The organism is Amycolatopsis sp. cmx-4-83 (assembly GCF_046548815.1).
Lineage (GTDB): Bacteria > Actinomycetota > Actinomycetes > Mycobacteriales > Pseudonocardiaceae > Amycolatopsis > Amycolatopsis pretoriensis_A.
Genome location: NZ_JAEBEF010000013.1, coordinates 305,890 through 319,006 on the forward strand (window position 1 = coordinate 305,890; position 13,117 = coordinate 319,006).

Sequence of the window (13,117 nt, forward strand, 5' to 3'; positions counted from 1 at the left end):
ACAAGAAGCTCGTCGAGTACCTGAAGTGGGTCACCGCCGACCTCGCCAAGACGCGCAAACGCGTCGAGGAGCTCGAAACGGCGGAACCGGAACCCGTGGCGATCGTGTCGATGGCCTGCCGCTACCCGGGCGGGGTCACCTCGCCCGAGGGGCTGTGGGACCTCGTGCTCGACGGCGGTGACGGCATCGGAGCGTTCCCCGAAGACCGGGGCTGGGACCTGGGGGGTCTGTTCGGCGATGAAAGAGGACGTTCGTACGTTCGTGAAGGCGGTTTTCTCGACCACGCGGGCCGCTTCGATCCTGGCCTCTTCGGCATCTCCCCGCGCGAGGCGCTGGCCATGGACCCGCAGCAGCGCCACCTCCTCGAGGTCTCCTGGGAGGTGATCGAACGCGCCGGGCTCGACCCGCTTTCGCTGCGCGGCAGCAAGACGGGCGTGTTCGCCGGCGTGATGTACCACGACTACGGCCAAGGCGCGCAGTTCCCCGAAGAGGCGCTGGGCTTCCTCGGCGTCGGCACCGCGGGCAGCGTGCTCTCCGGCCGCGTCTCCTACACCCTCGGGCTGGAAGGCCCGGCGGTCACCGTCGACACGGCGTGCTCGTCGTCGCTGGTGGCGATGCACTGGGCCGCGCAGGCGCTGCGGGCCGGCGACTGCGAGCTGGCGATCGCCGGCGGTGTCACGATCATGGCCACCCCGGGGTCCTTTGTGGACTTCTCCGCGCAGGGTGGCCTCGCCCGCGACGGGCGGTGCAAGTCCTACGCGGAGTCCGCCGACGGCGTCGGCTGGGCCGAAGGCGTCGGTCTCGTCCTGCTGGAGCGGCTGGCGGACGCGCGCCGCCACGGCCACGAAGTCCTCGCCGTGCTGCGGGGTTCGGCGGTCAACCAGGACGGCGCGTCCAACGGCCTCACCGCCCCCAACGGGCCATCGCAGCAGCGGGTGATCCGGCAGGCGCTCACGAGTTCCGGGCTCACGGTGTCCGATGTGGACGTCGTCGAGGGCCACGGCACCGGCACGCCCCTCGGCGACCCGATCGAGGCGCAGAGCCTCCTGGCGACCTACGGCAAGGGCCGCACGACGCCGCTGCTGCTGGGGTCGGTCAAGTCCAACATCGGGCACACCCAGGCGGCCGCGGGGGTCGCGGGCGTGATCAAGATGGTCCAGGCCATGCGCCACGGCGTCGTGCCCAAGTCGGTGCACCTCGACGAGCCGTCGTCCCACGTGGACTGGACGGCGGGCGCGGTCGAGGTCGTCACCGAGCACACGCCCTGGCCCGCAGTCGAGCGCGTCCGCCGGGCCGCGGTGTCTTCGTTCGGGATCAGCGGCACCAACGCCCACGTGATCCTCGAACAGCCGGAACCGGTCGAGCAGCCCGAAACCGAGGCGCGACCCGGTGTCCGCGCGTTCGTCGTGGCCGGGCGCACCGAAGCCGCGCTCGCCGCGCAGGCCGCCCGCCTGCGTGAGCACCTCGACGCCGAAGAGATCACTTCCGCGGACCTGGCGTGGTCCTTGGCGAAGTCGCGGGCCGCCCTCGAACACCGGGCCGTCATCGTCGCCGAGGACCCGCGCGACGACCTCGCCGCGCTGGCCGCGGGCACGCCCGGCCCGGCGGTGACCACCGGCGTCGCCGACGTCGACGGCCGGGTCGTGTTCGTCTTCCCCGGCCAGGGCGCGCAGTGGGCGGGCATGGGCGCCCGGCTGCTCGACGAGTCGCCGGTGTTCGCCGCCCGCATCGCCGAATGCGAAGCCGCGTTGTCCCCGTACCTCGACTGGTCGCTGACCGACGTCCTGCGCGGGACGGCCCCGCTGGACCGCGTCGACGTCGTGCAGCCCGCGTCGTTCGCCGTGATGGTCGCCCTCGCCGCGCTGTGGCAGGCCCACGGGATCACCCCGGACGCCGTCGTCGGCCACTCCCAGGGCGAGATCGCCGCGGCCTGCGTGTCCGGCGCGCTCGACCTCGCCGACGCCGCGCGGGTCGTCGCCCTGCGCAGCCAGGCCATCGCCCGCCGGCTCGCCGGAGCCGGGATCATGCTGTCGGTGTCGGTGCCCGCCGCCGACGTCGAAGCCCGCCTCGCCCGGTTCGAGGGCAGGCTGTCGGTCGCCGTGGCCAACAGCCCGTCGTCCGTCGTCGTCGCCGGTGATCCGGCGGCGGGGGAGGAGTTCCTCGCCGAACTGGCCGAAGCCGGCTTGCGGGCCCGCCGCATCGACGTCGACTACGCCTCGCACTCCGCGCACGTCGAGCTGATCTCCGGCGAGCTGGCGACCGCGCTGGCCGGGCTGAAGCCGCGGCCGTCGGAGATCCCGTTCTTCTCCACAGTGGACGGTGAGTGGCTCGACACGACCCGGCTGGACGCCGGCTACTGGTACCGCAACCTGCGGCAGCGCGTCCGGTTCGAGGAGGCCATCCGCGAGCTGCTTTCCCTGCAATACCAAGCGTTCCTGGAGATCAGCTCGCACCCGGTGCTCAACGTCCCGCTGCAGGAGATCGCCGAGGACGCGGGCGCCCGCGCGGTCGTCACCGGCACGCTGCGCCGCACCGACGGCGGCCTCGACCGGTTCCTGACCTCGGTGGCGAAGGCGCACGTCCGCGGCGTCAGCCCGGACTGGGCGAGCTTCCTGGCCGAGGGCGCGAAGGTCGTCCCGCTGCCGACGTACGCCTTCCAGCACGAGAACTACTGGCCCGAACCCGCTCCGGTGGCCACCGCGGACCCGGCGGAGGCCGAGTTCTGGACCGCGGTCGACGACGCCGACTTCGCGTCGCTCAGCAGCACCCTCGACGTCGAAGAGGACGCGCTCACCCGCGTGCTGCCCGCGCTGTCTTCGTGGCGCCGCCGCCGCTGTGAACAGTCCGCTGTGGACGGCTGGCGCTACCGCGTCACGTGGAAGCCGTTGTCCGCCAGGACAGCCGCGACCGGACGTTGGCTCGCGCTGGTGCCCGAAGACTTCGACCTGCCCTTCGACGCCGACCGGCTGGTGGTGGCACCGGACGCCGACCCGGTCGAGGTCCTGCGTGCGGGACTCGGAGAGTACGCGGGGGTCGTTTCCTTCCTGGAACTCGACGGGACGACGTTCGCGAAGACCGCCGCACTCGTCGAATTCCTCGCCGAAGCCGACCCGGTGGTCCCGCTGTGGGCGGTCACCCGCGGCGCGGTGTCCGTAGGCCGCTCGGACCCGCCCGCCGACCCCGCCCGCGCCGCGCTGTGGGGTGCCGGGCGGGTGCTCGCGCTGGAGTACCCGCGGGTTTGGGGCGGCCTGATCGACCTGCCCGAAACCCTCGACGAGCGGGCCGTGGCCCGGTTCGCCGCCGCCCTCGGCGGCGTGGAAGACCAGGTCGCCGTGCGCGCGTCCGGGCTCTTCGGCCGCCGGCTCGTGCACGCCGCGGCCGGGGGCGCCGCCGAACCGTGGCGCCCGCACGGCACGGTGCTGGTCACCGGCGCCGAGGAAGGCTTCGGCGCGCGGGTGGCCGAGTGGGTCACCGGGTGCGGTGCCCGCGTCGTGACCGCGGTGCCCGAGGACCGGCAGCTCACCGCCGTCCTGCACACCGCCGGGATGACCGGCGACCCCGGCGCGTGGACCACCGCCGTCCAGCTCGACGAAGCCCTCGCCGGCGCCGACCTCGAAGCGTTCGTGCTGTTCACGTCGGTGAGCGCGGTGTGGGGTGCCGAAAGCCAGCGCGACCGCGCCGCCGTCGACACCGGCCTCGAAGCCCTCGCCCGGCACCGCCGCGACCGCGGCCAGGTGGCGACCGCCGTCGCGTGGAGCGCCTGGGCGGACACCGGCGTCGCCGAAGACGAGGAGACCGCCGGGTTCCTGCGCGCCCGCGGCCTCCCGCCGCTGCCGGTCGAGCAGGCGCTGCTCGCGCTCGGCCAGGCCGTCGCCCACGACGACACCGCCGTCGTGCTCGCCGACGTCCGGTGGGACCGGTTCGTCCCGGCGCTCACTTCCCGCCGCGACGGGACGCTGCTCGACGAGCTGCCCGAAGTCCGCGCGCTCGCCGACGCCGGTCCGGGCGACGTCACGGCGGCGTCGGATCTGCTGGCCCGCCTGCGCGAGATCGACCCGCGCGAGCGCGAGACGCTGCTGCTCGACCTGGTCCGTGAGCAGGTCGCCGGCCTGCTCGGCTACGCCGGCGCGGCCGCGGTCGAGCCCCGCCGCCCGTTCAAGGAACTGGGTTTCGACTCGCTCACCTCGGTCGAACTGCGCAACCGGATCAACGCGGCCACCGGCCTCACCCTGCCGTCCACCCTGGTCTTCGACCACCCGCGCCCGGACGCCGTCGCCCGGCTCCTGGCCGCCGAACTGCTCGGCGACGACGACCAGGCCGCGGCCCCGGTCGCGGCCGGCGTGGTCGACGGCGACCCGATCGTCGTGGTCGGCATGAGCTGCCGCTACCCGGGCGGCGTCCGCTCGCCCGAGGACCTGTGGCGCCTGGTCGCCGACGGCACGGACGCGATCACGGAGTTCCCCGGCGACCGCGGCTGGGACCTGCTGGGCCTGCAGGGCGGCGCGTCCTACGTCCACGAGGGCGGTTTCGTCGACGGCGTCGCGAACTTCGACGCCGGGTTCTTCGGCATCTCCCCGCGCGAAGCCCTCGCGATGGACCCGCAGCAGCGCCAGCTCCTGGAAGTGGCGTGGGAGCTGTTCGAACGCGCCGGCGTCGACCCCGAAGGCCTGCGCGGCAGCACCACCGGCGTCTACGTCGGCGGGTCCGGCAACGGCTATTCGCCGCCGCCGGAACTCGCCGGGCACCTGCTCACCGGCGCCGCCACCAGTGTCCTGTCCGGCCGGATCTCCTACCTGTTCGGGCTGGAAGGCCCCTCGGTCACCGTCGACACCGCGTGCTCGTCGTCGCTGGTCGCGCTGCACATGGCCGCGCGGGCGCTGGCGTCGGGCGAATGCTCGCTGGCCGTCGCGGGCGGCGTGACGGTGATGGCGACGCCGAGCGCGTTCGTCGAGTTCAGCTACCAGGGCGGCCTCGCCGCCGACGGGCGCTGCCGGTCGTTCGCCGAGTCCGCGGGTGGCACCGGCTGGGCCGAGGGCACCGGCCTGCTCCTGCTGGAGCGGCTGTCCGACGCCCGCCGCAACGGCCACACCCCGCTGGCGGTGCTGCGCGGCACCGCCGTCAACTCCGACGGCGCGTCCAACGGCCTCACCGCCCCCAACGGCCCCTCGCAGCAACGCGTGATCCGCCAGGCACTCGCCGGTGCCGGACTGTCCACATCGGACGTCGACGCGGTCGAGGCGCACGGCACGGGGACGTCCCTCGGCGACCCGATCGAAGCCCAGGCACTCCTCGCCACCTACGGCCGCGACCGCGACGAGCCCCTGCTGCTGGGCTCGATCAAGTCGAACCTCGGGCACGCCCAGTCCGCCGCGGGCGTCGCGGGCGTGATCAAGATGATCGAGGCGATCCGCCGCGGCGTGCTGCCGAAGACGCTGCACCTCGACGAGCCGACGTCCCAAGTGGACTGGACGGCGGGGTCGATCTCGCTGCTGACCGAGCAACGCGCCTGGCCCGAGACCGGCCGCGCCCGCCGCGGTGCCGTGTCGTCGTTCGGGGTCAGCGGCACCAACGCGCACGTGATCCTCGAACAGGCCGGCGACACCGAGGTGCTCCCGGCCGCGGTGACCGGCCCGGTGCCGGTGCTCCTCTCCGCCCGCACCCCCGAGCGGCTCGCCGCCCAGGCCGCGCGGATCGCCGATTTCCTCGCCACGGAACCGGAGCTGACCGATCTCGCCGCCGCGCTGGCGACGACCCGCACGCACTTCGACCACCGGGCCGCGGTCGTCGCCACCGACCGGGACGAGCTGCTCGCCGGGCTGCGCGCGCTCGAGGGCCCGACCCTGGCCGCGCCGGAGGGCAAGCTCGCGATCCTGTTCGCCGGGCAGGGCAGCCAGCGCCTCGGCATGGGCCGCGAGCTGGCGGCCACCTACCCGGTGTTCGCCGACGCACTCGACGCCGTCCTCGCGCACCTCGACGTCGAACTCGACCGCCCGTTGCGCGAGGTCGTGCACGGCGACGACGCCGAGCTGCTCAACCAGACGCAGTACGCGCAGGCGGCGATCTTCGCGTTCGAAGTCGCGCTGTTCCGGCTCCTGGAATCGTGGGGGATCACCCCGGACCAGCTGGCCGGGCACTCGGTCGGCGAGATCGCGGCCGCGCACGTCGCCGGGGTGTTCAGCCTGGCCGGGGCGTGCCGGCTGGTCGCCGCGCGCGGCCGGCTCATGCAGGCGCTCCCGCCGGGTGGCGCGATGCTTTCCGTGGTGGCGAACGAAGAAGAGGTCGTCCCGCTGCTCGGCGACGACGTCGTGATCGCCGCCGTCAACGGCCCGCGCTCGGTCGTCGTCTCCGGCACCGAAGCCGCCGTGCTCGCGGTGGGGGAACACTTCGCCAAGACCCGCCGTCTCGCCGTCTCGCACGCCTTCCACTCACCGCTCATCGAACCCGCGCTGGCCGAGTTCGGCCGGGTGGTGGCCGGGCTCGAACTCGCGGCGCCGTCGATCCCGATCGTCTCGACCGTCACCGGCGACGCCGACTTCACCTCGCCGCAGTACTGGGTGCGGCAGGCGCGGGAAGCCGTGCGGTTCGCCGACGCCGTGACGACCTTGGCCGGCGCGGGCGTCACGACGTTCCTCGACGTCGGCCCGGACGGCGTCGCCGCCGCGATGGCGGCCGAGAGCCTCACCGGCGGGGAGACCGTCGCGGCCGTGCGTGCCGAGCCCCGGACGCTGGTCACCGCGCTCACCCACCTGCACCACGCGCGGGTGCCCGTCGACTGGGCGAAGTTCTTCGGCGGCGGCCGCCCCGTCGCGCTGCCGACGTACCCGTTCGCGCCGGACCGCTACTGGCCCGAGGGCTTCCACGGTGCGAACGGCGACCTGCGCCTGTCCGGCCTGCACTCCGCCGAGCACCCGCTGCTCGGCGCCGGTGTCGCGCTGCCGGAGTCGGGCGGGTTCCTGTTCACCGGGGCGCTCTCGCCGCAGCTGCAGCCGTGGCTGGCCGACCACACCGTGGACGGCGTGATCGTGTTCCCCGAGGCCGGGTTCGTCGAACTGGCCGTGCGCGCGGGCGACGAGGTCGGCTGCGACCTCGTCGAGGAGCTGACCGTCGAGGTCCCGCTGACACTGCCGCCGGTCGGCGGCGTGCACGCGCAGGTCGTCGTCGGCCCGGAAGGGACCGCGGGGACGCGCGAGGTGACCGTCTGGACCCGGCCCGAAGGCGCGGGGGAGCACCCCTGGACGCGGACCGCGGCCGGCCGGCTCGCCCCCGGCGCGCCCGAACCCGCGGTCGACCCGGCGTGGCCGCCCGCGGGCGTGGAGATCGAGCTCGACGGCTTCTACGAGGACTTCGCCGAGGTCGGCGCGGCCTTCCGGGGCCTGCGGTCGGCGTGGCGCTCGGGTGACGACGTCTTCGCGGAGGTGGCGCTGCCGGCCTCCCGCCAGGACGACGCGGCCGCGTTCGGCCTGCACCCGGCGCTGCTCGACGCGGCCCTGCAGGCGGTGACCCTGCTGGACGTCCCGCTCCGCCCGGCGACCGGCTGGACGCGGTTCGCGCTCCACGCCGGCGGCGCGGCGGCCGCGCGCGTCCACCTCCGCCGGGACGGCGACACGATCGCGCTCACCCTGACCGACCCGGCCGGGGCGCCGATCGCGTCCGCGGCAGCCGTGTCGTTCGGGGAAGCCGCCGTCGCGACGGCGCAGGGGCACGACTCGCTGTTCCACCTCGAGTGGACGCCGCTGCCGGAGGTTTCGCCGTCGGGACGGCGGCTCGTCGTGCTGGGCGAGGACGCGACCGACCTGGCCGGGCTGGTGGCCGCGGCGAAGGACGACGGCGTGGCCGTCGTCGGAGTGGACACGAGCGGCGACCCGGTCGCCGCGACCCACCGCGCGACCGCGCAGGTGCTGGACCAGCTGCAGTTCTTCCTCGCCGCCGACGACGTCCAGGTGGTGTTCCGCACCGGTGGCGGTCCGGCGGCCGCGGCCGTGCAGGGCCTGGTCCGGGCGGCGCAGTCGGAGAACCCGGGCCGGTTCGTGCTGGTCGACGGGGACGCGGCCGACGCGGCACTGGCTTCCGGCGAACCTCAGGTCTCGGTGCGCGACGGCGTCCCGCACCGCGCCCGGCTGGTCCGGGCCCCGGCGGCGGACCGGCCGGAGCCCGGCTTCGGCGACCCGGACGGCACGGTGCTCGTCACCGGCGGCACGGGCGGGCTGGGCCGGCTGCTGGCCCGGCACCTGGTGACCCGCCACGGCGTCCGGCACCTGCTGCTGGCCGGCCGGCGGGGCCTCGGCTCCGCGGGCGCCGCGGACCTGGTGAACGAGCTGAAGGGCCTGGGCGCGGACGTCCGCGTCGCGGCGTGCGACACCGCCGACCGCGAAGACGTCGCCGACCTGCTCTCCGGCGTCCCCGAAGGCCACCCGCTGACCGCGGTGGTGCACGCGGCGGGCGTCCTCGACGACGGCGTCGTGGGGTCGCTGACGCGAGCGCGGCTGAAGAAGGTACTGCGCCCCAAGGTGGACGGCGCCTGGCACCTGCACGAGCTGACCCGCGGCCTCGACCTGAGGGCGTTCGTCCTGTACTCGTCGGCGAGCGGCCTGCTCGGCGGCGTCGGCCAGGGCAACTACGCGGCGGCGAACTCGTTCCTGGACGCCTTGGCGGCGTCGAGGCGGGCGGAGGGCCTGCCGGCGGTGTCGCTGGCGTGGGGCCCGTGGGCGCAGGCGGACGGCATGGCGGGCACGCTCGCCGACGTCGACGCCCAGCGCCTGGCGAAGTCCGGCATGCGCCGCTTCACCCCGGAGGAGGGCCTGGCGCTGTTCGACACGGCGGTCGCTTCCCCGGCCGCGATGGTGGTCCCGGTGGGCCTCGACCTGGCGGTGCTGCGCGGCCACATCGTCCCGCCGGTCCTGGGCGACCTGGTCCCGAAGACCCGCCGCACGGCCCGCATCGACGCCGACGGCGTCCGTTCGTTCGTGCCCCGGCTCGGCGAGCTGGCCCCGGACGCGCAGTCCCGCGAGCTGCTGACCCTGGTCCGCGAGCTGGCGGCGAGCGTCCTGGGCCACGGCTCCCCGGCGGCGATCGACCCGGACACGGGCTTCACGGAGATCGGCTTCGATTCCCTGACGGTGGTGGAGCTGCGCAACCGCCTCGGTTACGCGACGGGCCTGACGCTGCCGGCGACGGTCCTGTTCGACCACCCGAACCCGCGGGTGCTGAGCACGCACCTGCTGTCGCTGCTGAGCCCGGAGCCGGTGGACGCGTCCGCGCAGGTGCTGTCGTCGCTGAGCAGCTTCGAGGCACTGGTGGGGGACCCGTCGCTGACCCCGGAGACGGTGGGTTTCGTGACGACCCGCTTGCGTTCGCTGCTGGACCGGCTCGGCGGGGACACCGAGTTCCTGGAGTCCCTGGACTCGGCGAGTGACGGGGAGCTGTTCCGCCTGATCGACTCGGAGCTGGGCGCGGACTGAGGTCGCTGACGGCCCTTTCATGACGTCCACCCGGTGGCGCGCGCTGAACCCCGGCCGGGCACGAAAAACCGGGCCGGGGGAAGGGATCCCCGGCTCGGTTCGAGTGGAAATCAGGCAGCCACGGCCTGGAAGGTGCGCGGGTTCCACTGCACCGTCAGCGCGGTCAGTCCGATGATCGCCACCGCTTCATGACGTCCGCCGGCGGTCGGTCGTGCCCGAGGTGTCATCCGCGACCTCGCTCGGTGGCGTGCGCTGAACCCCGGCCGGGCACGAAAAAACCGGGCCGGGGGAAGGGATCCCCCGGCCCGGTCGGCAGAGCCGGATCAGGCAGCCACGGCCTGGAAGGTGCGCGAGTTCCACCGCACCGCCAGCGCGGTCAGCCCGATGATCACCACCGCGCCCACCAGGGTCGGCACCACCGGCAGTGTCTCCCGGAAGCTCGCCCGGCTGATGTCCACCACGTACGCCAGCGGGTTGAACCGCGACAGCACGTACAGCCACATCGGGGCGCGGTCCGGGGTGATCGGCAGCAGGATGCCCGACAGCAGCGTCAGCGGCAGGATCACGATGTTGACGATCGACGAGAACGTGTCCTCGTTGCGCAGCTTCAGCACGATCGCGTTCGCGCAGCACGCGATCGTCAACGCCGTCAGCGCCGTGATCACCAGCACCAGGACCACGCCCACCGCGCTCACCGCCACGCCGAACACCAGGCTCGCCAGCAACAGGATGATCACACCCTGCAGCAGCGACAGCGTCACCGACGGCAGGGCCTGGCCGAGGCTCAGCGCCGTGCGGCTCACCGGGGTCACGCGCAGCCGGTCGACCGCGCCCGCCTTGATGCCCGACAGCAGGACGAAGCCGCAGTAGACGCCGTTGGTCGCCGCGATCTGGATGATCAGCGCCGGGGTCAGGTCCACCCAGGACGTCTGGGCCGCGACGCCCGGTGTCTTGCTGACCAGCACCGCCAGCAGCGGCCCGCACAGCACCAGGTACAGCACCGGCTGGATCATGCCCATCACCAGGTACGGCTTGTTGCGCAGCAGCACCGCGATTTCGCTGCGGTACACCAGGATCGCTTCACGCAGCATCGGTCGCCTCCTTGACGGGCTCGCGCAGGCCCCGGCCGGTCAGGGCGAAGAACACGTCGTCGAGCGTCGGGCGCTGGACGCGCAGCGCCACCAGCGGGATGTCGTGCTGGTCGAGGGCCCGCACCAGCGGCGAGAGCACCTCTTCGCTCTGCGCGACCTGGAACCGCAGGGTCGCGTCCTCGCGGCGCAGGCCGCGGATCCCGGGCAGGCCGCCGAGCAGCAGTTCCGCGTGGTCCGCGCGTTCCGGCGGCACCGTCACCTCGACGCCGTCGCCGAGCAGGCGGGACTTGAGCGCCTCCGGGGTGTCCTCGGCGACGATCACGCCGTCGTCGATCACCTGGATCCGGTCGGCCAGCGCGTCGGCCTCGTCGAGGTAGTGCGTCGAGAGGAACACCGTCACGCCCTGCTCGTCGCGCAGCCGCCGGATGTGGCTCCAGAGGTGGGCGCGGCTCTGCGGGTCGAGGCCGGTGGTCGGCTCGTCGAGGAACAGCACCACCGGCAGGTGCACCATGCCCAGCGCCAGGTCGAGCCGCCGCCGCTGGCCGCCCGACATCGCCGACGTCAGCCGGTCTTCCAGGCCGGTCAGGCCGAGCTGCCCCGAGACCTCGCGGACGCGCTCGGCGGCGTCGGTCTTGTTGAGCCCGTAGAGCCGGGCCTGCAGCATGAGCTCTTCGCGGACCTTGCGCTCGTCGACCGTGCCGCCGCCCTGGGCGACGTACCCGATGTGCCGCCGCACGCGCTTCTGCTCGGTGAGCAAGTCGGCGCCGGCGATCCGGGCGGTCCCGGCGGTCGGGCGCAGCAATGTCGTGAGCATGCGCATGGTCGTGGTCTTGCCGGCGCCGTTCGGGCCGAGGAAGGCGACGATCTCGCCGGCCTCGACCCGCAGGTCGACCCCGCGGACCGCGGCGACCTCCCGGCCGTCGGCGGTGAAGGTGCGGGCCAGGCCCGCGGCCTCGATCACCGGGCCGGCTCGGTCGCGGCCGGCGTCCCGGCGGCCAGCGCGAGCACCGCGTCGACGGCACCCTCGCGCCCGCGGCCCGGCTCGTGCTGCAGCCGTCCCATTTCCCGCGCCCGCCGGGTGAAGGACGGGTTCTCCAGGACCTCGGTCAGCTTCGCGGCGACGTCGTCGACGTCGATGCCGTGCGAGGACTCGACGACGAGGCCGACGCCGGTGTCCCGCGCGCGGACGGCCTGGTCGTAGCCGTCGACGAACAGCGGGCGCAGCAGCAGCGGCTTGCCGAAGTAGAGGCTCTCGATGTAGCCGTTGCCGCCGCCGTGGGTGAAGTGCGCGCGCACGTGCGGGTGGGCGAGGACGTCGAGCTGCGAGGGCAGCCACTTCTCGGCCCGCAGGTTCGACGGCAGTTCGTCGGACGGCGGCAGCAGGTGCCACGACTGGGCCGGCAGCCGCCAGAGCACGGCGTGCTTGCCCTCGAGGCGCCGCGCGACCTCGACCAGGCCCTTGATCTCGGCCTCGCTCATCCGCACGACCGTGCCGAACCCGATGTAGACGACCGATTCGTGCCGGTCGAGCCAGCCCTTGACGTCCTGCTCGTCCGGCAGTTCCGGCAGCGGCGGCACGATCGCGCCGAGCATCCGGAAGTGCGCCGGGATGTCGACCGGGTATTCGAGTTCGGCGAGCGAGTAGACCAGCACGAGCGCGGCTTCGTCGATCCGGGACGTGTACTTGGCGGCGAGCCGCGAGACGCCGAGCTCCTTGTTGGACTTGACGTACTCGACGACCCGCTTGCGCAGCAGGGAATCGGTGAAGTACAGCGCCTTGCGGCGGAACCCGAACCACGCGTTCGCCAGGCGCTGCCCGGCGGTCATTTCCAGCGGCAGCCCGGAGTGCGGGACGGGGAAGCCCGGCGGCAGCTTCGTCAGGTGGTTGCTCACCGAGAAGGGCACGCTCACGACGTGCGGGATCTGCTGCGTCACGGCCAGCTCGAACCCGGCGTGCAGCAGCGAGTCGATCACCATCGTGGCCGGCTCGACCTCACGCACGATCTCGGTGAGCGCGCGGTAGGCCTGGTCGCGGAAGCGGGTGTCGAAGGTGTGGCGCATCAGCGCTTTGTGCGCCTTCCAGCGGGACTTCTGGGTGACCGCGTGGTAGGTCTCGTCGTCCCACTCCCCAGAGGACAGCTCCGGGATCGGCGCCCCGAGCGACCGGAATGCGATCCGGCTGCCGGAGCCGTCGGCCCCGATGGCCTCGACCTCGGCGCGGCGGTTGTCGAAGGTGGCGAAGTAGACGTCGGGGACCCCGCGCCGGGAGAGTTCCGCCGCCAGCACGAGCAGGGAGTTGACCAGCCCGCTGTCGGGTGAGCTGACGAACAGGATCGGACGCCGTTCTCGGCTCATGGAGAAGCACCTTTCCTCGGCGGGAGCACACGGCCGCCGCGACCGTAACAACGGCTTTTCCGTGAATCACCTACATTCCGCTGGAGTTCCGGGGGCCGGCGGGCGGGTGCGAAGACTAAGGGTTTGCGGGCGCCGGACGCGGTTGACTCGGCCGATGCGGAAACCGGACCCGCGGTGCCGCGAGTCCCGGCCGGACGACACCGAGAGGCGAGG

3 protein-coding genes and 1 pseudogene are annotated in these 13,117 nt (G+C 73.7%); 1 reads left to right on the forward strand and 3 read right to left on the reverse strand.

The window, feature by feature from the left end:
* Positions 1–8: 8 nt before the first annotated feature.
* Positions 9–9,458 (forward strand): annotated as a pseudogene (locus ACLJQM_RS37435) (SDR family NAD(P)-dependent oxidoreductase); the annotation flags it as partial.
* A gap of 323 nt (positions 9,459–9,781) precedes the next feature.
* Here the strand turns inward: ACLJQM_RS37435 and ACLJQM_RS37440 are convergent.
* Genes ACLJQM_RS37440 through ACLJQM_RS37450 form a run of 3 tightly spaced genes read right to left on the reverse strand, consistent with a single transcriptional unit; the run spans position 9,782 to position 12,904 of the window.
* A complete protein-coding gene (locus ACLJQM_RS37440; protein ID WP_247024808.1) occupies positions 9,782–10,549 on the reverse strand; it encodes an ABC transporter permease in 768 nt (255 codons plus the stop codon).
* The gene (locus ACLJQM_RS37445; RefSeq protein ID WP_360782188.1) at positions 10,539–11,510 is read right to left on the reverse strand and encodes an ATP-binding cassette domain-containing protein; all 972 of its coding nucleotides are present in this window, start codon (positions 11,508–11,510) and stop codon (positions 10,539–10,541) included. The genes ACLJQM_RS37440 and ACLJQM_RS37445 overlap by 11 nt, the downstream gene beginning before the upstream one ends.
* Positions 11,507–12,904, reverse strand: coding sequence for a glycosyltransferase (locus tag ACLJQM_RS37450; protein ID WP_410635049.1), 1,398 nt, complete (start codon positions 12,902–12,904; stop codon positions 11,507–11,509). The genes ACLJQM_RS37445 and ACLJQM_RS37450 overlap by 4 nt, the downstream gene beginning before the upstream one ends.
* Positions 12,905–13,117: the final 213 nt, after the last annotated feature.